The sequence below is a fragment of the Bacillus sp. MYb56 genome, from assembly GCF_002976445.1.
Classification (GTDB): Bacteria; Bacillota; Bacilli; order Bacillales; family Bacillaceae_G; genus Bacillus_A; species Bacillus_A mycoides.
Map to the genome: position 1 here is coordinate 268,411 of NZ_PCOH01000002.1, position 25,231 is coordinate 293,641.

Annotated in this window: 22 protein-coding genes and 1 other annotated feature; of the genes, 9 read left to right on the forward strand and 13 right to left on the reverse strand. The window is 36.0% G+C overall.

Annotated features, from left to right (window positions below):
- Positions 1 to 52: 52 nt before the first annotated feature.
- Genes lsrB through CQ058_RS03915 form a run of 4 tightly spaced genes read right to left on the reverse strand, consistent with a single transcriptional unit; the run spans position 53 to position 4,546 of the window.
- Complete coding sequence (lsrB, locus tag CQ058_RS03900) at positions 53 to 1,096, reverse strand: autoinducer 2 ABC transporter substrate-binding protein LsrB (RefSeq protein WP_002142271.1); 1,044 nt, start codon at positions 1,094 to 1,096, stop codon at positions 53 to 55.
- Positions 1,093 to 2,091, reverse strand: a complete 999-nt coding sequence (locus CQ058_RS03905) for an ABC transporter permease (protein ID WP_002189993.1) — start codon at positions 2,089 to 2,091, stop codon at positions 1,093 to 1,095. The genes lsrB and CQ058_RS03905 overlap by 4 nt, the downstream gene beginning before the upstream one ends.
- The gene (locus tag CQ058_RS03910) at positions 2,088 to 3,056 is read right to left on the reverse strand and encodes an ABC transporter permease subunit (protein ID WP_002142273.1); all 969 of its coding nucleotides are present in this window, start codon (positions 3,054 to 3,056) and stop codon (positions 2,088 to 2,090) included. Before CQ058_RS03910 ends, CQ058_RS03905 begins: the two co-directional genes overlap by 4 nt.
- Positions 3,053 to 4,546, reverse strand: a complete 1,494-nt coding sequence (locus tag CQ058_RS03915) for a sugar ABC transporter ATP-binding protein (protein WP_002189996.1) — start codon at positions 4,544 to 4,546, stop codon at positions 3,053 to 3,055. The genes CQ058_RS03910 and CQ058_RS03915 overlap by 4 nt, the downstream gene beginning before the upstream one ends.
- 197 nt (positions 4,547 to 4,743) lie before the next feature.
- On the opposite strand from CQ058_RS03915, the gene CQ058_RS03920 reads away from it, so the two are divergent.
- The 4 genes from CQ058_RS03920 to lsrF are packed head-to-tail and all read left to right on the forward strand — an operon-like array spanning position 4,744 to position 8,415.
- Positions 4,744 to 5,676, forward strand: coding sequence for a sugar-binding transcriptional regulator (locus tag CQ058_RS03920; RefSeq protein ID WP_002165567.1), 933 nt, complete (start codon positions 4,744 to 4,746; stop codon positions 5,674 to 5,676).
- Positions 5,676 to 7,238: an autoinducer-2 kinase gene (gene lsrK / locus CQ058_RS03925; protein WP_002032840.1), complete on the forward strand. Its 1,563-nt coding sequence runs from the start codon at positions 5,676 to 5,678 to the stop codon at positions 7,236 to 7,238. The genes CQ058_RS03920 and lsrK overlap by 1 nt, the downstream gene beginning before the upstream one ends.
- A 25-nt stretch (positions 7,239 to 7,263) precedes the next feature.
- On the forward strand, positions 7,264 to 7,626 hold the full coding sequence (locus CQ058_RS03930) for a cupin domain-containing protein (RefSeq protein ID WP_000909986.1): 363 nt from the start codon (positions 7,264 to 7,266) through the stop codon (positions 7,624 to 7,626).
- Between the two features lie 6 nt (positions 7,627 to 7,632).
- Positions 7,633 to 8,415 carry a 3-hydroxy-5-phosphonooxypentane-2,4-dione thiolase gene (gene lsrF, locus CQ058_RS03935; protein WP_002032842.1) on the forward strand — a complete coding sequence of 261 codons (783 nt, stop codon included), beginning with the start codon at positions 7,633 to 7,635 and terminating at the stop codon, positions 8,413 to 8,415.
- 166 nt (positions 8,416 to 8,581) lie between these two features.
- Here the strand turns inward: lsrF and CQ058_RS03940 are convergent, their stop codons facing one another.
- Positions 8,582 to 9,364, reverse strand: a complete 783-nt coding sequence (locus CQ058_RS03940; RefSeq protein WP_002032845.1) for a class I SAM-dependent methyltransferase — start codon at positions 9,362 to 9,364, stop codon at positions 8,582 to 8,584.
- Positions 9,365 to 9,597: 233 nt separating this feature from the next.
- Between CQ058_RS03940 and CQ058_RS03945 the strand changes: the two genes are divergently transcribed.
- Positions 9,598 to 10,200: a chorismate mutase gene (locus CQ058_RS03945; protein WP_012261172.1), complete on the forward strand. Its 603-nt coding sequence runs from the start codon at positions 9,598 to 9,600 to the stop codon at positions 10,198 to 10,200.
- A 38-nt stretch (positions 10,201 to 10,238) separates the two neighbouring features.
- Here the strand turns inward: CQ058_RS03945 and CQ058_RS03950 are convergent, their stop codons facing one another.
- From CQ058_RS03950 to CQ058_RS03970, 5 genes are all read right to left on the reverse strand, one after another.
- Positions 10,239 to 10,946, reverse strand: coding sequence for a nucleotidyltransferase domain-containing protein (locus CQ058_RS03950; RefSeq protein WP_002032849.1), 708 nt, complete (start codon positions 10,944 to 10,946; stop codon positions 10,239 to 10,241).
- Positions 10,947 to 11,126: 180 nt separating this feature from the next.
- Positions 11,127 to 11,564: a VOC family protein gene (locus CQ058_RS03955; RefSeq protein WP_002032851.1), complete on the reverse strand. Its 438-nt coding sequence runs from the start codon at positions 11,562 to 11,564 to the stop codon at positions 11,127 to 11,129.
- A gap of 184 nt (positions 11,565 to 11,748) precedes the next feature.
- Positions 11,749 to 12,075, reverse strand: a complete 327-nt coding sequence (gene hmoA, locus CQ058_RS03960; protein ID WP_000469495.1) for a heme-degrading monooxygenase HmoA — start codon at positions 12,073 to 12,075, stop codon at positions 11,749 to 11,751.
- Between the two features lie 97 nt (positions 12,076 to 12,172).
- Complete coding sequence (locus CQ058_RS03965; RefSeq protein WP_002032855.1) at positions 12,173 to 13,387, reverse strand: MFS transporter; 1,215 nt, start codon at positions 13,385 to 13,387, stop codon at positions 12,173 to 12,175.
- A 57-nt stretch (positions 13,388 to 13,444) separates the two neighbouring features.
- Positions 13,445 to 14,488 carry an ArsR/SmtB family transcription factor gene (locus CQ058_RS03970; protein WP_002032857.1) on the reverse strand — a complete coding sequence of 348 codons (1,044 nt, stop codon included), beginning with the start codon at positions 14,486 to 14,488 and terminating at the stop codon, positions 13,445 to 13,447.
- 355 nt (positions 14,489 to 14,843) lie between these two features.
- Here CQ058_RS03970 and CQ058_RS03975 point away from each other — a divergent pair, with 355 nt between their 5' ends.
- Positions 14,844 to 15,335, forward strand: coding sequence for a DinB family protein (locus CQ058_RS03975; protein WP_002189999.1), 492 nt, complete (start codon positions 14,844 to 14,846; stop codon positions 15,333 to 15,335).
- 236 nt (positions 15,336 to 15,571) lie between these two features.
- On the opposite strand, the gene CQ058_RS03980 is transcribed toward CQ058_RS03975, so the two are convergent.
- Complete coding sequence (locus CQ058_RS03980) at positions 15,572 to 17,860, reverse strand: glycoside hydrolase family 3 C-terminal domain-containing protein (protein WP_002032860.1); 2,289 nt, start codon at positions 17,858 to 17,860, stop codon at positions 15,572 to 15,574.
- A 226-nt stretch (positions 17,861 to 18,086) separates the two neighbouring features.
- On the opposite strand from CQ058_RS03980, the gene CQ058_RS03985 reads away from it, so the two are divergent.
- Positions 18,087 to 19,322 carry a helix-turn-helix domain-containing protein gene (locus tag CQ058_RS03985; RefSeq protein ID WP_012261174.1) on the forward strand — a complete coding sequence of 412 codons (1,236 nt, stop codon included), beginning with the start codon at positions 18,087 to 18,089 and terminating at the stop codon, positions 19,320 to 19,322.
- A 246-nt stretch (positions 19,323 to 19,568) separates the two neighbouring features.
- Positions 19,569 to 20,762 (forward strand): NupC/NupG family nucleoside CNT transporter, encoded by a 1,194-nt coding sequence (locus tag CQ058_RS03990; protein ID WP_002190002.1) that lies wholly within the window; start codon positions 19,569 to 19,571, stop codon positions 20,760 to 20,762.
- 77 nt (positions 20,763 to 20,839) lie between these two features.
- Here the strand turns inward: CQ058_RS03990 and CQ058_RS03995 are convergent, their stop codons facing one another.
- Positions 20,840 to 22,087: a glutamate-5-semialdehyde dehydrogenase gene (locus CQ058_RS03995; protein WP_002190003.1), complete on the reverse strand. Its 1,248-nt coding sequence runs from the start codon at positions 22,085 to 22,087 to the stop codon at positions 20,840 to 20,842.
- A gap of 103 nt (positions 22,088 to 22,190) precedes the next feature.
- Complete coding sequence (gene proB / locus CQ058_RS04000) at positions 22,191 to 23,294, reverse strand: glutamate 5-kinase (RefSeq protein ID WP_002190004.1); 1,104 nt, start codon at positions 23,292 to 23,294, stop codon at positions 22,191 to 22,193.
- Positions 23,295 to 23,439: 145 nt separating this feature from the next.
- Positions 23,440 to 23,650, reverse strand: a binding site (T-box leader).
- Between the two features lie 339 nt (positions 23,651 to 23,989).
- Between proB and proC the strand changes: the two genes are divergently transcribed.
- Positions 23,990 to 24,808, forward strand: coding sequence for a pyrroline-5-carboxylate reductase (gene proC, locus CQ058_RS04010; RefSeq protein ID WP_002190005.1), 819 nt, complete (start codon positions 23,990 to 23,992; stop codon positions 24,806 to 24,808).
- Positions 24,809 to 25,231 lie beyond the last annotated feature (423 nt).

Genomic DNA, 25,231 nt, shown 5'->3' on the forward strand with positions numbered 1-25,231 from the left:
AAAAAACGACATAATAAAAACGTCCGATATATTCGGACGTTTTTATTTTCTACTAGAAAGTATACTTATCAATATTATCCTTCGTAAATACAACTCGTTCAGGTAATACGATAATACCATTTCCTTCTGCCTCATAGTCATACCCTTGAATAGAGTTCGGCTCTACTTTCACTTTTCCGATTCCTTTTACTTCAAAGCTATCCCCGACTTTTAACTTCTTCCCTTTTACAACAATTTCATTTGCAACATACGTTGCGAGGGCACCTTGTTGTTTTACATCCCATAATCCAAATTGTTGTACTGTTCCTCGTTTTACATAATCACGCATAACGTTCGGTGTCGAAAATCCCGTTACGACTACTTTCTTATCCATTTTCAAATTCTCAGCTGCTTGCGCCATTGCTGGTAGTGCTGTTGCATCTGGACATATTACTGCGTTAATATCTGGATACGTTTTTAAAATACTCTCCCCTACCGATAAAGATTTTTGCGCATTATTTTCACCGTATTGCGTCGTTACAATTTCCCAATTCGGATATTTTTCTTTAATAATCTCTTTCGCCTTCGTTACCCATTGATTTTGATCTGTTACAGTCGGGCTTGAATAAAAGAATGCGACCTTCCCTTTATCTCCAATTTGCTTAGATGTCATTTCTATTAATAACTTTGCTAGTTGGTCTGGTGTACCTTGGCTAATATAAAACGAACGGTCTTTCGGATTCACATCAGAATCCCACGTTAATACGGTCATCCCCTTTTTCTTTGCACGTTGTAATGATTGCGAGAGACCATCAACTGACGTAGATGAAACCATAATTGCATCGTAGTTTTGATTAATAAAATTGTTTATATATTTTACTTGCCCTGATACGCTCGCTTCAGAAGGTCCATCATATTTCACTTGTACACCTAACTTATCTCCCATCTCTTTTGCACCTTCACCGCCTGATGTAAAGAAGCCAACTCCCGTTAATTTCGGAATGAATGCAAATTTCACATCATCTGCTTTTTTCTTGTCCGCTGTTTGGCTAGAACAAGCAATTAAACCGATTAAACAAATACACATAATAATAACAATCCCCAGTTTTCTCTTCATGACATTTCCCCCTTATGCAAATTCCTTCTTTTCCCCGTAGTGAATCGTTGTAATTTAAAATGTCTCATAATAACAGAAACAATAAGGATAATACCTATTACTACATTAGATTGTTCATTCGTTAAGCCCGTCATTTGTAAACCGTACTGCATGAGTCCTATAAAAATACTCGCTAGTACTGTCCCAATAATACTCCCTTTTCCGCCTGTAATAAGTGTGCCGCCTAATACAACTGCCGTAATTACTGGCAAAATCGTTTCACTTCCAATATCTGCACGAGCTGAACCGAAATAAGCTGTTAAGAAAGCTCCTCCTAATCCACCTCCTAACCCAGAAAGTACGTAAGCAATAATTACTACTTTCTTCGTTCGAATGCCGGAATATCTCGCCGTACTTTCATTTGCGCCAGTTAATTTTGCGTAGCGACCATATGTTGTACGGTGAAACAATATCGTAAATACTATCGTTAAAATGACAAGGAGCCATAATAGATTAGGTATACCGATAAAACTACCATTTGCCATTTGCACATACGAATCTGGTAAACCACTTATTCCTTCATAGCCCGCTGCACCCGAACCACCTGAAATAACAAGGGCGATTCCTGCATATAAAAACATCGTTCCAAGTGTAACGACAAGAGGTTCTACATCTGTCATTTTTATAATAAGTCCATTTAATCCGCCCGCTATGCAACTTATTACGAGCGCAATGATAACGGCCAACAGTATAGGCATGCCATTCATCCAAAGTGCTCCGATAAGAATCGAAGTAAGCCCCATAATAGATCCTACTGATACATCAATTCCGCCAGTTACAATGACAAATGTCATCGGAATAGCCGCGATTGAAATAATGAGGAAATCGTTCATACTAAAAAGGAGGTTACTAATGTTTAAGAAATCACTATTTATGAAACTAAAGAGAATGAGTTCTACGAGAAGCAATATGAGAAGAACCCCTTCCCATCTATACAAACTACGTATTCCCCTCATAGATTCACCCTTCTTTCTTCTAGTTGCCGGAGTTTCTTCCATTTTTTCAAGACACTATCTAATATGATGATGAGTAAAAGTAAAAATCCTGAAATAGCACTATTCCAAAATGCAGGTATTTTTAAAAAGACGAGTGAACTGCTTATCACTTCTAAAAAAAATGCACCTAATGCCGCTCCAAATATAGAACCTGTTCCTCCTTTTAAATGTATACCACCTAAAACAGCAGCGGCGATAACTTGCAATTCTATCCCTGTACCTGTTTGATTTGGAACGAATCCAATATTCATTACGAATATACATCCAGCGAGCCCAGCGCTTATGCCTGATATGATAAACGCGTATATTTTCACTTTATCTACATGTATTCCAATAAGCCTTGCACCATCTTCATTATCACCGACAGCATAAAAATATCTTCCAATTTGTACTTTCATTAAAAAGAAATATAGTAGTAGTAATATGATAAGAACGGTCCATACCGTTACCGGAATGCCTAACATCATAATAGAAGAAATTTGTTTATACTCATTCGGAATATCTTCAATCCACTTTCCGCCCGTGAATAGTAACATTGCACCTCTAATAATACCGAGCATTCCTAATGTCATAATGATAGCTGGCACTCGAAATTTCGTAACGCCAATTCCATTTACCATACCAATAAGAGCACCAAGTATAATTGCCACAAATATTGAAATAAAGGCACTGTATCCATCTGTTAACAACATCCCGCAAACCGCAGCGCTTAATCCCATAATAGATCCTACTGATACATCTATGTTTTTCGTAAACAATACGAAAGATTGACCAATTGCCAAAATAACTAAAATAACGCTTGATTTCATAATTAAAGATAAAGAGCTAAACTGAACAAAACTAGGATTCATTACTCCAACGAAGGCTATGTAAAGAAGTAATAAAATAATAATAGACGTCTCATGCATTTTAAATAAACGGTTCACTCCGTTACACCTCCCTTTCCTCCGTACGCAAGGCGTGTAACTTCATCAATACAAATTTCCTTCTTCTCCAAATGAGAGACGAATCCTCCGTTTCTCATCACATAAACACGATTCGCTAATTGAGCGATTTCTTCCATATCTGAAGAAATTAATATGAGCGCAAGTCCCTTTCTCTTCAAACTTTGTATCGTTTCGTATACTTCTAATCTTGCTTTCGCATCAATACCACGGGTCGGTTCATCAAGAATAATCACTTTCGGATTACATGCAAGATATTTTGCTAGCACGACCTTCTGTTGGTTCCCACCTGATAAAGACGTCAGCTCTTCATTCATATGAGGGACAACAATTCTAAACTGTTTTATATACAATTCGGATAAAGCGCTTTCTTTTTTACTATTTAAAAAGAAGCTACTCATACTGTTTAAAGATGCAGATGTTATATTTTCCTTAACAGACGCAATTGAAAAAATACCATTCCCTGCTCGATCCTCCGGTACATACACCATACCTTCCTTTATTCGCTTATGTACCGAATACTTTGTAATGGATTTCCCATCTAATAAAACAGAACCTGATTTCAAAGGCTTTAATCCACATAACGATTCAGCTAGTTCAGTCCTACCTGATCCAACGATCCCAGCAATCCCAACAACTTCTCCAGCGTGTACAGTAAATGATACATTTTGAAACGCATAGCTTGATGCATTCGTGACATCTAATAGTTTTTCCGAATGCTCTGTTTCCTCTTGTATGATCTCTTTTTTCTCCTCAAATTTATATCCTTTCGGTAATAACCCCTCCATTAGCATGTCATATGTATACCTTGATACATCACCTTGACTTACAATAATTCCGTCACGTAAAATTGCTATTTTATTCGCAATTTCAAAGATTTCTGGAAAACGATGCGTAATATAAATCATGCCAATTCCTTTTTCTCTTAAACTTTTCATCAACACAAAAAGACTCTTAATTTCGTGAGTTGTTAATGTCGATGTTGGCTCATCTAAAATAAGAATCTCAGCTTCTCTTATTAATCCCCTCAATATTTCTACTAATTGTTGCTGGGCGATGGATAACGATACCCCTAGCTCACGAAGTTGAATGTTCCACCCTAAGTCTTCTAGCAACTTTTTAATTTTATTTCGAAGCTCTTTCTTTTTCGCTTTCATTCCGATACAAATGTTCTCTTCAATTGTCATATGAGGAAAGATGAGCGGCTCTTGTGGTATTAAGTAAATACCATGTTGATGCGCCTCTGCTGTGTTTGAAAACTTTTGTATTTCCCCCTTCACATACATTTTGCCAGCATCGTATGAATACAAGCCCGTTAGTATTTTCATTAACGTTGATTTCCCGGCACCATTTCCTCCAACTAAAGCGTATATATCTCCACGCTCTAATTGTAAATTGACTTCTTTTAATACGAGTTGATCTGCAAATGATTTACTCATCTTTGTAACTTGTAATAAGGGCACGCTCTCCACATGTTGTCACCTGCCTTTATGCAGAACATTTTTTGAGAAAATGATTTTTTGTTCTACTTGTTTTGTAGCATTGTATATTTCTTTTTTCATATCTAGAACACTTTTTTCACTGGGCTATTTATCGCCTCAACTGGAATAAACAAAATAACGAGCACATATGTTTAAGCAGTGGTCAATTGTTGAAAGGGATGAAGAGCATGTCACAGCTGAACTTTGAAGACAATTTGTTAACAAAAGTAGCTTGGTACTATTATAAAGATCAATTAACCCAGCAGGAAATTGCTTCACTTCTTCACATTTCAAGAAATAAAGTCGTTCGGTTGTTAGATAAAGCACGGACGGAAGGTGTCGTCACATTTCACGTAAAAGGTACTGGTTTGCACTGTTTAAGCATCGAACGTGATCTTATGAAAAAATTCCATCTAAAAGATGCTTTCGTTATTCCAACTCCAACTGAGGATTATGCATTTTCACTCGGAAAAGCTGCCGCACAATATTTAGAAACTCAGTTGCAACAAGGTGATTTACTTGGGATTGGCTGGGGAGAGACGATAAGTAAAATGCTAGAAAACATTCATTTTGATAGCTCTATGAGTCTTTCAATCGTTACTCTTACAGGAGGCGTAAATCACTATATTCCAAGAAATCAAAGCTATTTAAACTACATGCAAGGCGATCTTCATATTATTCCTACCCCTTTTCTAACATCTACAAACGAAATGACACAAATTATTCTATCTGAACCGAGCGTGAAAGATATGCTTCACGTCGCTTCACTCGCTCATACAGCAGTAGTTGGCATTGGCAGCTTATCTCAAGACGCCACAATTGTGAAAGAAGAAAAATTAACACTACGTGAAATGACTTATATACGTAGTCAACACGGGGCTGGAGATATTTTAGGGCAATTTTATAATACTGACGGAAAACAATTAGAACTTCCCCATCATAACCGTCTTATCGGCACACCACTCTCTGTTCTTCAAAATATGAAACATGTCGTTGGTGTAGCTGGCGGTACGGAAAAGATAGCTGCAATTTACGGCGCCTTAAAAGGAAAGTTCATTCATACATTAATTACCGATGAAGAAACTGCCCTCTCCTTATTAAGAAAGGAAGGTGACTCTTAATGTCTACTCTATTAGCTTACGACGCTGGTACAGGGAGCATTCGAGCAGTTCTTTTTGATTTAAACGGTAATCAACTTGCTGTTAGTCAAAAAGAATGGATTCATAAATCAGATAGTCGTTATCCCGGTTCTATGAATTTTGATGTGAAAGAAAACTGGAAACTCGTTCAAGAGTGTACGAAGGATGTTCTTCAAAAAAGTAATACGTCCCCCTCTTCTATTAAAGGTATTAGTGCAACGAGTATGCGTGAGGGCTTTGTTTTATACGATAAAAACGGGCAGGAAATATGGGCTTGTGCAAATGTTGATGGCCGCGCGTCAGCGGAAGTTAGTGAACTAAAACAAATTCGTTCCGAAATTGAAAAGGATTTATATAAAAAATCCGGTCAAACTTTTTCATTAGGTGCTTTACCTCGCTTACTTTGGATTAAAAAACATGAACCCGACGTGTACAGGAGCATTCATTCTTTCACGATGTTAAACGATTGGATTTTATATAAATTGTGCGGCGTACTACAAATTGATCCTTCAAACGGATGTACGTCCGGTATATTCGATTTACAAAATAGAGCTTGGGATAACTGGGTTGCTGAGCAATGCGGTCTTACTCTAGCCTTTTCTCCAAAAGTAAATGAAGCTGGTACAGTTATCGGGAATATCACAAAACGAAGTGCTGAGTTAACAGGATTACATGAAGGAACACCGGTCGTTGCTGGCGGCGGAGATGCACAAATGGCATCACTTGGAACTGGAGTTGTAAAGCCTGAACAAACATTTATATGCGGAGGCAGTTTTTGGCAACAAGAAGTAAATATAACAAAACCAGAAACTGATCCAAATGCGGCACTTCGCGTAAATTGCCATGTCGTTCCTAACCTATGGCAATACGAAACAATCGCTTTCTTCCCTGGCCTTGTTATGAGGTGGTTTCGAGATGCCTTTTGCCATGAAGAAAAACGGCTCGCTGAAAAACTCGGTGTAGATGCTTATGAATTACTAGAAGAACAAGCGAAAGAAGTTCCTGTAGGCTCACATGGCATAATCCCCACTTTTTCAAATGTAATGAATTATATTTCTTGGCGACATGCTGCACCATCCTTTTTAAATTTGAGCTTAGATGCTGATAAATGTGGGAAGAAAGAGATGTTTCGTGCAATTGAAGAGAATGCGGCCTTCGTTACACTTGGCAACTTGAAATTAATTGAAGCTCTCACTGGTAAATTCCCTTCTGAAGTAATCTTTGCTGGCGGTGCTGCTAAAGGAAAACTATGGCCACAAATTCTTTCAGACGTACTCGGAATTCCTGTGAAAGTACCAGTTGTAAAAGAAGCAGCAGCTTTAGGAACTGCAATTGCTGCTGGGGTTGGTGCTGGCATATATTCATCTATGGCAGAGACTGCCGAACAGTTTGTACAGTGGGAAAAAACATTTGAGCCAGTCACTGAAAATCATGAACTATATAAGGAATTCTATGAAACATGGAAAACTGTGTATAACAGTCAGCTCGCTTTAGCCGATAAAGGGCTCACCTCACATATGTGGATTGCACCCGGTGCTCTGTAACACATTACATAAAGGAGTGAAATGTATGTTAAAAGCGAATGAAAATGATTTCTCCTATCGCTTCGGTGATAACGGGCCTAAATATTTAATACAAGGTCCAAATATCGATCTTGGCCTAGTCGTGATTCAGCCTGGGCAAGAGTTTCAAAATCACTATCATACAACGTGCGAAGAAGTCTTCTATGCGTTAGAAGGCGAAATAGATTTCTATGTGAATAACGAGAGAGTTCCGATCAAACAAGGGGATGTCTTGCAAGTTCGACCTCATGAATCCCATTATCTTATTAACCATTCTGATAAGCCTTTTAAAGCTGTTTTTATAAAGTCACCACATTTACCAAATAAAGATACTGTACAAACTGAAAATCCAACATTAACGAAGGAGTGATTCCTAATGACTTGGGGATTTAAAAATCGATTAAACACAATTTTACCTGACGGCAGAGCGGTTATGTTAGCGATAGATCACGGCTACTTTTTAGGGCCAATTCACGGACTTGAACAACCGTTAGAAACAGTTAAAAACTTGCTTCCATATACTGATTCCCTCTTTTTAACACGAGGCGTATTAAGTTCCTGTATTCCTGAAAACTGCAACACACCGATGGTTATGCGTGTATCAGGCGGGGCAACTGTAGTCGGCAAAGATTTAGCGAATGAAACAATTGTTACACCTGTGAAAGAGGCAGTAAAACAAAACGCAATTGGCGTCGGCGTTTCTGTCTTTGTTGGATCAGACTATGAAACACAAACTGTTTCAAATCTCGCAAACGTAGTCTCTGAAGCTCACGATTACGGCCTGCCAGTACTCGGTATTACCGCCGTTGCGAAAGAACTACAAAAACGTGAAGCTCGCTTTCTAGCACTCGCCTCCCGCGTATGTGTTGAAATGGGAGCTGATATTATTAAAACGTACTACTGCGAAGGATTCGAAAAAATCACAAGCACATGCCCTGCTCCAGTCGTAATCGCGGGAGGACCGAAACTAGATTCAATCGAAGACGCATTAAACATTACGTACAATGCGCTGCAAGAAGGCGCAATCGGAGTAGACATGGGCCGAAACATATGGCAATCCGAACATCCAACTGCGATGATTCAAGCGATTCATGGCATTGTAAAAAATAGATTGAATGTGAAAGAGGCGCTGGAACTATATAATGATGTGAAAAATTAATGTGAAAAGATGGACTATTTATTATAACGGGTTCAGTTAAGAGGAGTAAAACTTGTTTTGACACTCAAACTACACAAGGAAAAGGATGGCAAGTGCCATCCTTTTTGACATACATTGAACTTTTACTGTTTTCAAGTTTCCTTCTTCGACTAACGAGCCAAAAATTTTAATCAACCTTTAACTTTATAGCTTTTGTAGCAATAAAAGTTTTAATATGCTTATCTAATATCCTTGTTCCACCAAAATCATCCTCGTAAAAACCCGTTATAACAAAACCAGCTTCAACTTGACCTTGGATTTGATCTTCTAGAGTATGTGCGTATTCTATTGTTTGATTTAAATTAATATAATCTTGAACTTCATCCTCTGGTAAATAATCCAATGTTGATGAAGGTATTGAATGTTTAACATCCAAAATACCTTTTTGTTCTTGGTTGTCATCAAAAATCCATAGTAAAGGATTTGTAAATCCAGAAATAAGAATACCTTTATTCTTTAAAACCCTTGAAATCTCATTCCATACAAGATGAACATCTTTTACAAACAAATTAGAAACAGGATTTACGACAATATCAAAATATTCATCTTCAAAATCACTAAGATCTGACATATCTCCTTGTACTGTTTTTAAAGTTAATCCATCCCGTTCCGCTACCATTTCATCTTGTTCCAATTGCTTCTTAGATATATCAGTAACTGTTACATCTGCTCCAGCAGCAGCCAGTACTGGTGCTTGTTGCCCTCCACCTGATGCTAAACAAAGTATCTTTAATCCCTCTAATGACTTTGGAAACCAATCTCTAGGAACTGATTTTTCTGTGGTGACTGTGATTTCCCATTCACCTGATTTACTTTTTTCAATAACCTCACTACTTACAGGTTGAGTGTATCTAGAACCTTCTTCAACCTTCTTATCCCATGCATTACTGTTTTGTTGTGTAATATCCATTATAATCATTCCTCCTAACTATCTAGTTGCATTTTAATTGTGACATTATTAACTATTTACACCCTTTTTCTATTAACCTGCCGATAGTTAATAAATAGTTTTCTATGTTTATTTTAACACATAAACATCCTATTTTTCTAAATATTTAAATTAATTGATTATATTGTAAAAAATGAGAATTGTTTCAGTTATAATAAAATATGAAAACAAAATAAAGGAAAAGGGAAATGATTATGCAACGAATGCCTTTTGAACGCCCTACTGATCATTATGATGAACGCTTATCTTCTATTGATGAAAAAATTTGCTCTTTATTAAAAGAACGGAAAGAACTTTCGAATGGGAATCCGGGTTTCCCACCAGATGAAGCCATTTCTAATTGGGCAAAGCAGAACGGGTTATATCCCGATTATTTAAATTCATTATTCTCATCTATGATGGACGAAGATGAGTTTAAACCTCGCGTCGAACCGACTAAGTTTAAAAAACATATACCCGTTTTAAAAACTTATGAACATAAAGAAACTGTGTATACTGTAACCTTTATTCGTCAATATTCTAACGCTAGTGTAATTAATTTATATAAGGAATGGGATCCAAAAAACAATACACTTAATGAGAATAATACACATAGCCTTGTTGAATTATCGATAAATGATACATACGATTGCTGGGCAGAAGGATGGACTGGAACAGATGGACATACAAGTTACCAATTCGTCATTTCTCCTGCTCTTCCTGATAACCCGTCTGGTATTAGCTTTTTATTTACAGAACGTAGTATGCCTTTTTCGGACAAGCATGAACGGCTTGAATTTGAAATTAAGTTAGATTAGATTAAAATAACGGACATATTATACGGTTAATATGTCCGTTATTTTTTGTTCTCTAGATTCACTAAAACCCACTCAATCACGATAATTGCCGAATGAATACGTTCCTTCGTATCCCCTAAGAACACTTTATTAAGCAAATCATCAAAATTAGTCGGTCTACTAGGTAATGCTTGAATATACCTTAAAGCAGATCCAGCTGGAGGTGTTGGTCTGTTATTAATAGCCCATATTCCCTCTAGCAATGTCCACATTGATGTGTGAACTATGTATGAAGCTTTTAACTCATCTTTTGCTTTCAAAGCAGCCTGAATTTTAATAAGCGAACTATGTAACCAATGAGAAATGCCTTTTACTTTATCACTAGAAACAGCATAATTTTCATAATTATGTTGAGCTATTTCCTTTAACCTTCTCAACTCACCGTTACTATCAAATAAAATTTCTCCTTCTAAAAAAGAGTATAATTCCATTGGATTATTTTTAAGGTTTAATTGAATTCTATTAAAATCTGCATACTTATATTCAATTAAAATACCTTCTCTCATTTCTGAATGAAAATCCTTCTTTTGTCCATTCTCTAAAAGAACATATACGTCTATATCGGATTCGGGGTATGCGTCACCTCTTGCGATAGATCCGATGAGCATTAACCCACTCACTTCATTCCTAGCGATATATTCATTTAGAATTTTATGTACTAACTCTTTATGGCTTTCATATGTAATAAATGAAAGATTTTCTAACATTTCTATCCTCCAAGTTATCGATCTATTCTTATAAGAATAGATCGATATTTCTCAGTTTCTAAAATAAGCAAACACCTTTTAAACGATATTGAATTATATTTTTTCTCATACATTTCCATTATACACACTGCTAATTTTACATACCGAGCTCTATTTTATTTTCACATACTTGTGAAATGCTTAGTCGCATTGCTTTCTATTAATTCTTTGTGCAATTGTGTGATCATCCTTTAGTTGCAGTAGATCCCATAAATTCCCGTATAAGTCCTTAAATACTGCAACAATTCCGTATGATTGCTCTTTCGGCTCTCTCACAAATTCTATTCCTCTTGAAATCATTTCATTATAATCTCTCCAAAAATCGTCAGTATTTAAGAAAAGAAATACTCTACCGCCTGATTGGTTACCAATAAAGGGCTCTTGCTCAGGTTTAGATGCCCTGGCTAGTAATATTGTTGTGCCGACTGAACCTGGAGGAGATACCACTACCCACCGTTTGTTTTCTTCTGGCTGATAAATATCTTCAACTAATGTGAAATTTAGTTTCTTTGTATAAAATTCTATTGCCTCATCATAGTCTTTTACTACTAATGCGATATGAACTATCGATTGAACCATTATTGTTCCTCCTAATCTTACTCACTGATCGAGTTTATATTATAACATTTCTAGTTTTAACTTATCCGTTAATTCTTCTTACATCACATGCGAATCATTCTCTTTATTCAATATAAATAACCATCTATCAGTAAGCAGATAGATGGTTATTTATTCGAAAGAATATAATTAAACAAATGTATTTTTACGACTGTTGATAAGCCGATTTCGATGATTTCACATAATAAACCCCGTGCTCAACCTTAATGATATGATCTGGTTTTGGCTTACCGCGGCCCGCTCTATGTCCAGCTAAGTGCTCTTCACTCGTTTCCCAGTTCTTCCATGCTTCTTCCGATTCCCACCGAATCATAACTACAACTTCTTCGTCTCCGCGTCTTACTTTTTTAACGAGAACACTTAAGTCGATGAATCCTTCAAATTTTTCAATAATGCCTTCTCCTGTGAAACGCTCTACAACTATATTAGATGTACCTTCTTTTACTGTAAATGTCTTCGTTTCGATAAACATATATTCCACTCCCTCTTTGTAATACGAATACTAGTATTCTTCTATTATAATTGATTATGATAATTGTTTTCAATTATAAAGTTTCAAATCTTTAGAATTATGCTGACTTCTCCTCAATCGCCTCATCTAAAAATTTGAAATACGGTAGCAATATCCCTATTAAAGAAGTGACACATATAATCAAACCAATGATAAAGTATAGTACTCTCACTCCCCACATTTCACTCAGTATGCCTCCTAATAACACCCCTAACGGCATAGCTGATCGTATGAAAAATAGTCGCACTGAAAATACTTTTCCTATCATATTGTTTGGGACTGTTTGTTGGCATATCGTCGTATTATGAACATTGAAAAATGAAATACAAATACCTGCAATTACTTCAATAATTACCGCAATTATAATACTGTGATTGAACCCTAAAGAAATGTATGTAAGGCCACCTATAAACAATCCTCCAAGCATAAGTATTCGCCGGCTTTTATATGTTACTTTTCCGACTAATATTGATCCAACTACATAGCCAAGTGGGAAACCTGCCATGAAGTAACCGTACTCCGCATATCCCGCTGACAGCTCATCTTTTATATAAGGTAGGTTTGTAACCATCGTTACCCCAACTCCAAATTGAACGAAAGTAAGAAATATACCGAGCCAAACGATTATTGGTTTTGTGAAAAAGTATGTAAAACCATGAAGAAACTGTTCTATCCACGTTTTTCGAATCTCTTGCTGTACCCTCTTTTCTTTTATGAAAAGCAATAATCCTCCGCTTATAAATAAACACATACATACGAAAGATAGCGTAAGTTCGATTCCAATAAATTTAATGACGATACCACCTATTACTGGCGCGAGAAACATCATAAGACGCGTCATTCCATCAATATACGCATTCGCGTCTTGAAGCTGCTCTTTACTTACAATGCTCGGTGTAATCGCTTGACTGGCGGGTGTATACAGCGGCGTAATGAGCCCTACTATAATTTGGACAACGTAAATGTGCCATACTTCTACACTGTTAGTAACTAGCATTACTAAAGGCAGTAAGAAAACAGAGGCCCGCATCCATTGCGAAAAAATCATAATCCACTTTCTGCTCCATTTATCAATATATGGCCCGCTTATAAGTTGTAGTATGAGCGACGGGATAAAATATAGTAACCACATGCTACTTAATGCTGTTTTTGATCCTGTTAATTCATAAACGAGAATTGAATTACATAACGTCCCGAAAGCCCCGCCTAATTCCGAAATTGCACTACCAATCCACATAAAAAAGAATGAACGATTTTTCAATACACTATTCACTATAGCTCACCAACTTTTCTATTAAATTCCTCCCTTTATGTACATTCTCGTTGTATATTATCTATTCAAAAATGCATCTAATTCTTTCGCTAAAGACTGCACTGCTTTCTTTCTCAATACATATTTTCCGTCTTGAATATCAACTAACTTTGCTGAACGTAACAATTTCAAATGATGATGTACTGTCGATTTTCCTAGTTGTAATCTTTCCGTTATTTCTTGCAGCGTACGCTCTTGTTCAAATAGTAGTTTTACAATACGAAGCCTTGCCTCGTCTCCGAGCGCCTTATGTTTATGAACTAAAAAATAACTCGGCTCATACGGATCTTCTGGATGTATACTTTCATTTGCGACTGGATAATGAAACACTTTCGTATCTTCAATATCAGCTTCTATGTTCCACGGTCTGTATGTAATTTGCGGGATAAGAAGTACGTGATGAACACTTGGCTCTGGCATATATGTAACGCCACCTGTTGCCCACTCTACAAACTCTTCCGGTTGCATCTTTTTATTCATTTCATTTTTCGCTTCATAATCTCGCTCTAGTATAGAAACAATTTTTTCTGCCTCTTTTTTAACAACACTGTCATACCACCCTGTCATAACGGCAATTAAATGCGTTTTTAGTTCACGCACATCGGCATGACATACAAACTCTATATACGTAGAGAAAAACTGATGATCATGTGTCAGTTCCTTTAGTTCGTGTATTACAGATGCTTCTCCGCTTGCGGCTAAACGTCTTTTTTCTTGATGGATTTCTCCTAAAAACGGTAAACACACATATTTAAAATCTACTTCCGATAACGAATTGATATTATGAATAAACTGAGTTAAATCCGTAAAATCTCCATCATACAGTAACTGTAGCAACGCTTTCCACGTATTATGCCTCTCGACAAATTGTAAATGTTCTATCATTTCATGAGGTAACGATTTTCTAATTTCTTCCCATTCACTTTGAGTCTTTTCAAGAGTATCGATTAACCTCTTATGAGTAATTGCCGCAATGCCAAGTGCACATTCGAAAAGTATCGAATACTTCATTTGAACGTTGTACGTTTCCCTCTTTCTACTCGTTACGTGAAAGACTTCCATTTTATCCCCTCCTTATTTGCTATGTATTAAATTCTATATTTATCGAATTATACCTTCTAATTTTTTAGAATTTCAAAACTTTCTGAAACTTTATATTGCTACAAGTTTTTAAATTTAAGCTATAGTTAATTTTCCTGTTCAACTATGAGGCAGGTTTATTGAAGAGAAAGGAGAATTTATTACGTTTATAAAAATGATTTTGAAAGCATAAGTTTATTTCTGCAATTACTACAACGGCGCCGTATTGTTCTTTTAGAAACTTCCAAACATCAATCAGATGATAAGTAGGTACGTTTCTACCTAATTTATCTAACACTTATTGTTGGTCTATCTCATAGTTAAGGAGGCTATACGAATGGGTAAAAAAGAAATATTACAAAATGGGATCAAGCAAGTTTTTTACGAAGAAGAATGGTATCCACCGATATCAGAAGCGTTAAAGAATCTTACTGCTGCACAAGCATGTTGGCACCCAGAAGGAAAGGCCAGTAATACGATTTGGGAAAATGCAAACCATTTACTAACCTTTAAAGAGCGTTTACTTTCCCGCTTACATCAGGATGACACATTTGTTGCTCCACAAAATAATGATGACACGTTTGTCCAAAGTGGACCTAATGATGATGAAGCGTGGCAACAAATAGTGAAGCGAACGCTTCAAGTACATGATGCCTTACAATCTTCATTAACATCCCTTCAAGAAACAGAACTGGATCAACCAAGTCCTTCTCTACCAGTTTGGCAACAATATCTGAATATCCTATTGCATGATGCTTATCATACAGGTCAAATTATACAACTTCGTAAACTCCAAGGTTCATGGCCATCTCATCGTTCATATTTATAAGCAATGGTTAAAGATGATAGACAAGCATATGATTCTACATTTAGCAGAATAAGTACAAAAAAAGCAAATGAGATTCTAACTCTCATTTGCCTTTTTGCATGCTGGAGAAACGTCCTGCAATGATTTATTAAGCTTAATTAAAATTCAACAAAGAATGTTCAATGGATAAAGTAAAACTTTAATTAGGCATTTACGGGCCATTATCTCCCGCCTAACTTCCTCGCATTCGCCGCTTATCAATTCATCTGCGCATCGTTCAATATCCCAATTATTTCACTTAACATTTCTTCTGTAAAAGCACCTGCGCTAAAGTTCACTAATGCTCGTAATGGCATATAGTTCAGCATAGCGTCCATCATTTCAGATGCATCACTATCCCCTTCAGTCATACTACCAAACGGACTGTCTTTTAATGCTTTTTCCATAAGCCCTTTTGCGATTGGTGCTAAGATTGGGTCTGTAAATATGTCCCCAAGTAACGTATTACGATGCACTGGTTTTTGAGTTATAGTCGTTGATTGAACATACATGCTATCATGTAAAACGATCTCTTTTGAAGACTTTCCTACTAAAATCTCAAATTCACCTGTTTCAACATGCCAGTCCTTTAATTCAACATTATAATAAGCAAATGATCTTTTATTTAAAGTAAAGCTAACCGTTTTTTCTTCTCCCGGTTGCAATTCTACTTTTTCAAATCCTTTTAGCTCTTTTTCAGGACGAGTCATACTGCTTTCAACATCTTTTATATAAAGCTGAACAATTTCTTTCCCTGCTCTACTACCAGTATTTTTCACGTTAATACTGACAGAAACAGTCTCCGTATCCGTTATTTCTTTCTTATTTATTGAAAGATTACTATACTCAAAATTTGTATAGCTTAACCCAAAACCAAATGGGAACAACGGTTCAATATTTTTCGCATCGTAGTAACGGTATCCGACGAACACACCTTCTTTGTATTCCACTTTGTCCCCTTCACCAGGGAAGTTTAAGTAAGAAGGATTATCGCTTAACACTTTCGGGAATGTTTCCGCTAATTTCCCGCTTGGATTCGCATCACCAAATAATATATCGGCAATCGCCCCGCCTAATGCTTGGCCACCTAAATAGCCTTCAAGTATTCCTTTTACTTTACCTATCCATGGCATTTCAATTGGAGCACCGTTACTTAAAACTACAACGATATTACTTTGAACTTCAGCGATAGCCTCAATTAATTGCACATGATTTTCTGGCATTTGTAAATGTTTTCGATCAAAACCTTCAGATTCATAACGATCTGGAAGTCCAACAAAAAGGACCGCTGTATCTGCTCGCTCTGCTATTTTTTTCGCTTCATTAACCATGCTTTCATTTACATCATCACTGGCAATGTCATAGCCTTGGGCAAATAATATGTTCGTTTTTTCACCTGATACCGTTTCAATTTCTTCGAGAATACTTTCAAGATTTGTTGGATTGATATGGGAGCTTCCGCCACCTTGAAAACGTGGTTGCTTTGCAAATCCTCCAATTACTGCTACCGTTCCCTCTTTTTTCAGCGGAAGAATGGAAGCTTCATTTTGTAACATAACCATACTTTCACTTGCAACTTCTCTTGCAAGCTGATGATGCGCGTCCTTACTATACGCAGCGTTTTCTAATTGGTTATCATAAGCTTTAAAAATAATGTATAGAAGACGCTCTGCCGCTTGATCAAGCTTTTCTACAGATAGCTTACCACAGTTAACTGCGTCGACAATTTTCTTCTCACCAATTCCAAAGCTTGAAGGCATTTCTAACTCCAAACCGTTAGCTAAACTTGCAACACGCTCATTTACTGCACCCCAATCAGAAACGACAAAACCTTCAAATCCCCATTCATCTTTTAAAATATCATTTAATAAATAGTTATTTTCCGAAGCGTATTCACCATTTACCTTGTTGTATGCGCTCATTACTGTCCAAGGCTGTGCCTCCTTAATGACATATTCAAAGCTAGCAAGATAGATTTCACGCAATGTTCTTTCATCAACAATTGCATCTACAGACATTCTGCGATGCTCCTGATTATTAGCAGCGAAATGTTTTAATGACGTTCCAACCCCTTGACTTTGTACGCCTTTAACATGGTTTGCAGCCATTTGTGATGATAAATACGGGTCCTCTGAAAAATATTCAAAGTTTCTTCCGCATAGCGGCGAACGTTTAATATTTGCACCTGGTCCAAGGAGAACTCCTACATTTTCAGCCTGACATTCTTCTCCTAATGCAACTCCTACTTGTTTTATTAATTCTTTATTCCATGTACTAGCTAATCCTACTGCTGATGGGAAACAAGTCGATGGAATACTGTTATAAATCCCTAAGTGATCTGCTCCCTCTGCCTGTTTTCTAAGGCCGTGTGGTCCATCAGTTACCATAATTGAAGGAATTCCTAATCGCTCAATCCCTTTTGTATTCCAAAAGTCTAATCCAGAACATAGACTTGCCTTTTCTTCTAATGTCATTTGTGAAATGATTTTCTTAATATCCCTTTTCATGATAGCCCTCCTAAAAAATAATTAAGTAAACGCTTTCTTAATGTTATTATAGTTATTATTTTTTAGATATTATGGTATATTTTTTAGAATAATGGTAAAAATTTTAACTTATTATATTTATGGTTATACCGTACTCTCTTTCGCTCTTATTTTAAAACCTTTGCTTAGGAGAGGATTTTAACTTGTACATATATAGGCCAATGTTTAAAGAATAGAGGTTAAAATAATGAATTGCTCCAAACTTGAAGATTTATATTATATTTGTAAGTTGGTCTTTGACATACATAAAACACCTATCTTTTTCATTGATAACAAAGGGGATTTGGCATTTGAAATCTCGCCCCATTTTCAGCATAACCCATTGTATTCTTCAAAAGAGGTGTTACTTAATCAAGTATTTAGAGAAAATCCTCCCTATACTTTTCCAGTACTTGAAGAGACTGCCTTTCTTGAAAATTTTTTCTCAATTAACTTACGTTTAAACGATCAACTTAGCGGGAATATCCTCGTTGGACCAGTCCTTTATTCCAGGTTATCAGAAACCTCAATTAAAGGAATCGTTAATGATCTTCAACTAAAAATAGACAAAGAGGAAATGATTCGCTATTATCAATCTCTCCCTGTTTTAAGCAATTTGCAATTTTTAAATATAAGCATGGTTCTTTATTACATGCTGTATCAACAAAAATTAGACATTGCTGATATTTTGCAAAAAAATATACTGTTAAAAAAGGATGATTTTGAAATTGAACAGCCCGCTATACATATATCGGAGCAACGTCAAAGTACACTAACTCATATCGATCCACTAGTTGAAAGGAAAATATTTGAGTGTATTAAAGAAGGAAAAAAGGATGATTTAATTAAAAATCTAAGAAAATTACCTGAATCAGGAGATCTTGGGGTGTTGTCAAAAACAAGCCACCTGCGAAGCCAGAAAAATTCTGCCATCGCAGCAATTACACTTGCGACAAGGTCGGCTATAGATGGCGGACTATTCCCTGAAATTGCATATACCCTCAGTGATTTATTAATTCAAAAACTCGAAGAAATAAAAAAAAGTGAAGCCATTTCCCCATTTTTAGAGAATGCTTTACTTGAGTTCTCAGAACAAGTTAAAAACGGGAAAATGCAAAAACATTTAAAGCCTATAAACATATGTCAAAATTATATATTTACTCATCTTTACGAAGATATTACACTATCCCATCTAGCAGAAATAGTCGCATTAAATCCTAGTTATCTATCTTCCCTTTTCAAAAAAGAGGTTGGAATTTCATTAGGCGAATATATTCAGCGCGCTAAGATAGATGAGTCAAAAAGCTTAATGACCTATACAAAACATTCTATATCAGAAATCTCCACACTATTAAATTTCCATGACCAAAGTTATTTTACAAAGGTCTTTAAAAAACATACTGGTATTTCACCTAAACAATTTAAAAATGGATACAGTTATTAGTTTAGAAAATTTCATCATACTTCCAATAATTGTTGTCCTTCGTTCTACCAATAGATTTATTTTGTTGCTTTACATTATTAATACATATCCTTTATAAAGCGAAAAAACATTAATTTTTAGTACATAAATTGAAATAGACTAATCCCAAACATAATTTACATTCTTCATAACTTCTGATCATAATCCAAATTTGGAAGAATAGGGGCTTTTTTATATACAAATAATAAGCCTCAAGGAGTTGTTGACATGCATTTCATATTAAATATGTTAGGGATTTTCGTTGTAATATTAATCGTTTTCCTATGTTCGCCTAATAAAAGAAAAATAAAATGGAGACCCATCGTTATTCTAATAATATTGGAGCTTTTTATTACGTGGTTTATGTTAGGCACGAAATTGGGCAGTATTATCATTAATAAAATTGCGTCATTTTTCAGTTGGCTACTATCATGTGCGAATGAAGGAATTCGATTTGTATTTCCTTCAGCTATGGAAAATCAAACAGTTGATTTCTTCTTTAGCGCCTTACTTCCTATCATTTTTGTTATCACTTTCTTTGATATTCTTTCGTATTTTGGAATCTTAACTTGGATTATTGATAAAGTTGGTGCAATCATTTCAAAGATTTCTCGTTTACCAAAGTTAGAAAGCTTCTTTTCCATTCAAATGATGTTTTTAGGAAATACGGAAGCACTTGCAGTTGTTCGTGATCAATTATCTGTGTTAAAAGAAAATCGTTTGTTGACTTTTGGAATTATGAGTATGAGTAGCGTCAGCGGATCCATTCTTGGTGCTTATCTATCAATGGTTCCAGCAACATATATTTTCAGCGCTATTCCTTTAAACTGTATTAATGCATTAATCTTGGCTAATGTTTTAAATCCTGTAGAAGTTACTAAAGAAGAGGATGTTATTTATTCACCTTCAAAAAATGAAAAAAAAGATTTCTTTTCTACTATTTCAAACAGTATGTTAGTTGGGATGAATATGGTTATTGTTATTTTAGCGATGGTAATTGGCTATGTAGCATTAACAGCATGTTTAAATGGTATTTTAAGCTTTTTTGTAGCAGGGTTAACAATTCAAAAAATCTTCTCGATTATCTTTAGTCCCTTCGCTTTTTTACTCGGTTTATCAGGAAAAGATGCTATGTATGTAGCTGAATTAATGGGGATAAAAATAACAACGAATGAATTTGTTGCAATGATGGATTTAAAATCAAACCTAAAATCTTTACAACCACATACAATTGCAGTTGCAACTACATTTCTAGCTTCTTTTGCAAACTTTAGTACAGTAGGTATGATTTATGGAACATACAATTCTTTATTTGGTGGGGAAAAATCATCAATAATCGGTAAAAATGTTTGGAAGCTTCTTGTTAGCGGAATGGCTGTTTCCTTATTAAGTGCTATGCTTGTGGGGCTTTTTGTGTGGTAAATGAATAATTGTAATAAGATGAAGACACTTAAACTGAATTGGGTGTCTTCATCTTATTACTTGTTCTTTTATAATTTTTATCTTCGAATTTGTCCATTTCCACGAATCACATATTTTGTGGAAGTTAATGCAGGAAGCCCCATTGGTCCCCTTACATGTAGTTTTTGCGTACTGATGCCAATTTCTGCGCCGAAGCCGAATTCAGATCCATCTGTAAAACGAGTCGATGCATTATGGTAGAGTGCTGCGGCATCAACAGATGTGAAAAACTTGCTGACATTTCCCTCGTTCTCTGTAATAATCGCTTCGGAATGCATGGATCCATACGTATTTATGTGATGAATCGCTTCTTCCGCAGATGAAACCACTTTGACTGCTAGCGTGAGAGATAAAAACTCTGTTTCCCAGTCTTCTTCTGAAGCTAATGCAATAGAAGAATCAATTGCCAATGCTTTATTATCACCACGTAGCTCCACGCCTCTTTCCTTCAAGGAAGAAAACAGCTCGCTACCAAATTGCTGCGCCCAATTCTCATGAAGTATAATCGTTTCAATTGCATTACATACAGATGGACGCTGCGTTTTTGCGTTTATAATAATATTAAATGCCATTTGTTTATCCGCTGTTTCATCAATAAAAATATGACAATTTCCCGCACCTGTTTCAAGTACTGGAACAGATGCTTCTCTCACTACAGTATCAATTAATTGTTTGCCACCTCTTGGGATAAGAACATCCAAGTACTCATTCAATGTAAACAACTGCTTTGCACTATCGCGCGTTGTATCTTCTATGAGCTGCACACTTTCTGAAGGCAAGCTTGTTTGTTTGAGCGCCCTGTGAATAACGCTAACGATGGCTTTGTTAGAATGAATAGCAGAAGAACTACCACGTAGTATTACTGCGTTTCCTGTTTTTAAGCAAATTGTAGCAGCATCCACTGTCACATTCGGCCTTGCCTCGTAAATCATTCCGACAACACCAAGTGGTACGCGCATCTCCTGAATAGATAATCCATTTGGTCGTTCCCATGCACTAACACATTCTCCAACAGGATCACGTAAATCAATTAGTTGCTTAATACCTTCAGTCATATCAATGATACGCTGTTCATTCAGCATAAGACGATCAAGGAGTGACTCAGAAAATCCTTTTGTCTTCCCTTCTTCAATATCCCGTTTGTTTTCCTCTAAAATATAAGCTGTTTCTAATATCAGCTGATCAGCAATTACGGCAAGTGCTTCATTTTTTTGATCTGTAGATTTAAGCACAAGTTCTCTAGCAACCTCTTTCGCCTTTTTCCCCTTTGCCAACACTTCATTCATTTTTATTTCCTCCTTTTTAAGGTTAATCAGTTTTTATTTGAGAACCATTTAACACCAGTATCTAAATCTTTCCTGCCCATTAAAATTTGAGTGCTCTCTTTTCTTAAAATGAAACCCAGTGATCTCTATGGATGACTTCATAATTATGCCTTTCGCCTCTTGCTTGAATATCTTGGCTTTGCATACCTTTTAAATTCCTTAGTTCCTCTGCGCTATATGTGCATTGTCCTTTTCCTATTACGCGCCCTTGTTGCGTAACTACTTCCACGACTTCACCCACTTGGAAAAATCCAGACACACTAGTAACACCAGCAGGAAGAAGACTCTTACCATGCTGAATGATGGCAGAAGCTGCCCCCGCATCTACTTCAATTTGTCCGCTAACAAGCGAATGCAAGGCGATCCATTGCTTGTTCATCTTAATCACTTTTTGAGGAGCATTCCCGATATATGTTCCATCACCTTTGCCCTTCATAACATCTAAAAACTTCTCCTGTCCACATCCCGTTCCGATAAATACACTCACTCCAAGAGATAGTGCCATCTTTGCAGCATCGATTTTTGATTTCATACCGCCAGTCCCAAGTTTTGAGCCAGCATCTCCTGCAAGAGAAGCAATTTCTTCCGTTACCTCAGGAAGGAAATGATATTTTTTCGCATCCGCATTTTTCTGAGGATTTTGGTCATATAAACCGTTCACATCTGTAAAAATCATGAGCATATCCGCCGATACAAGCCCGCTTACTAAAGCTGACAGCATATCATTATCACCGAACGTTAGCTCTTCTAAAGAAATGGAATCATTTTCATTGATTATAGGAAGAGCAGAACGGTTTAGTAGCTCTCCTAAAGTAGCGTAAGCGTTACTGTATTGTTCTTTTCTAGAAAAATCACTTCTCGTTAGTAAAAGTTGTGCAGTAACGATACCATATTTACGGAATTCCTCCGTGTATGCCTGCATTAATAAACTTTGCCCGACAGCGGCAGCAGCTTGTTTCCCTTTAATTGTCACAGGTCTGCTAGGATACCCTAGAGCAGAAAAACCTGCAGCGACTGCCCCGGATGTAATTAGTAAAACTTCATGCCCTTCCTCTTTCAATCGAGCCAATGCGGCAACGTGATCTGAAAGTTGTTCTTTAGAAATGCCTCCGTGACTATCTGCCAAGGAACTACTCCCAATCTTTACAACAATTCGTTGTTTTTTCACTTTTGTATCCCCCAAGTCTAAAATCAAAGTTTTTTATAAATTTCACTTCTATTCATACAGCTTACAGCGGCTTCTATTCTTATCAGTGCTGCACCTAGCCTATTAAAGAGCAAAATAAAAATGACCACTTCGCCCTTAATAAAATAAAAAGGACGAAACGGTCATTGTTCCGCGGTACCACCTTAATTGATATACATAGATATCCACTTGGCGCCTATAACGCAGGCGAACGCCTAAACTTTCATTTAAGACTCAGGGATAGGTTCGATATATTCTATACGAGGAATCTTTCAGCCGGTGAATTCCACTCTCTTTCGCAAGAAGACATATGTACTATTTCCCTTCAACGATTTTCGGTTTAATTTTTTATATTATGCGATATAATTTGATTTGGTGTCAAGAAGTATTTTTAAAAATAAATAGAGCGGCAAGTTACTTGTATGAAATTATTACCCTACTGAATGAAAATACAAATCGATATAAGTTTAACTCATATTCATCAACATAAAACCTAAAATTAAAGTGTATATATTTACATATTGTCGAATATAATTGATTTTCAACTTTTGGTGTTGCAAAAAGGAATATATTCTCTTAGAATGTTTCTTTATATTGCATGGAGATGTTATTGTTATTTTAAGATAACAATTTCAAAATGATATAATTTATTATAAAAGGAGCAAGATTGAGTTATTATGGATAAACAAATTGGATTCATCGGTTGCGGAAATATGGGAATGGCTATGATTGGTGGGATGCTAAACAAAAAGATAGTGTCTGCAAATAATATTCTTTGTTCGGATTTAAACACTACGAATTTAAAAAATGCTAGTGAAAAATATGGGCTAACTACAACTACTGACAACAATGAAGTAGCTAAAAATGCTGATATTTTAATTTTATCAATTAAACCTGACCTATACGCATCAATCATTAACGAAATAAAAGAAATAATCAAAAACGATGTTATCGTCGTAACGATCGCTGCCGGGAAAAGCATTAAAAGTACTGAAGAGGCTTTTGCTAAAAAATTAAAGGTTGTAAGAGTAATGCCTAACACCCCTGCTCTTGTTGGAGAAGGAATGTCTGCGTTATGCCCTAATGAAATGGTGACAGAAAAAGATTTAGAAGATGTGCTAAACATTTTCAATAGCTTTGGTCAAACAGAGATCGTAAGCGAAAAATTAATGGACGTTGTAACATCTGTAAGTGGTTCGTCGCCAGCATACGTATATATGATTATAGAAGCGATGGCAGATGCAGCTGTATTAGATGGTATGCCTAGAAATCAAGCATATAAATTCGCTGCTCAAGCTGTGTTAGGCTCTGCAAAAATGGTACTAGAAACAGGCATACATCCAGGTGAATTGAAAGATATGGTTTGTTCTCCTGGCGGAACAACGATAGAAGCTGTAGCAACATTAGAGGAAAAAGGCTTACGAACAGCCATCATTTCAGCTATGCAGTGTTGTACGCAAAAATCTGTTGAACTATCTAGGCAAACTAAAAAGTAATAAATTAGTGTAAAGGAACCCACTTTAAATACATTCACATATCTTTAAACAGTTTTAGACTATATACACATTTCATTTACATACTCCTCCTTTTTCACCAGTAACTGAACGGACAAATTCAAGGGTAATTGAGTTTGTCTGTTTTGCATTTTATTATCCTAAAATAATTAGCCTGTTCTTATTATCATTTATTTTATAGCGTAATACCCTTTTATTATTAAGGGAACATCATTTTCATATGTATTTGCTGCAGATTTTATCAAGTTTTAAATTATACGTTTCTTGTAAGACATGATACACACCAGATGAAATATACTCAAAGACTAAGCATCATATCTATTGAAAAAAGTAATATCAATCTCCTCAAATTGTTAACATAATATTTTTATCGTCCTCTAATATTAATTACTATTTCCTAATCCA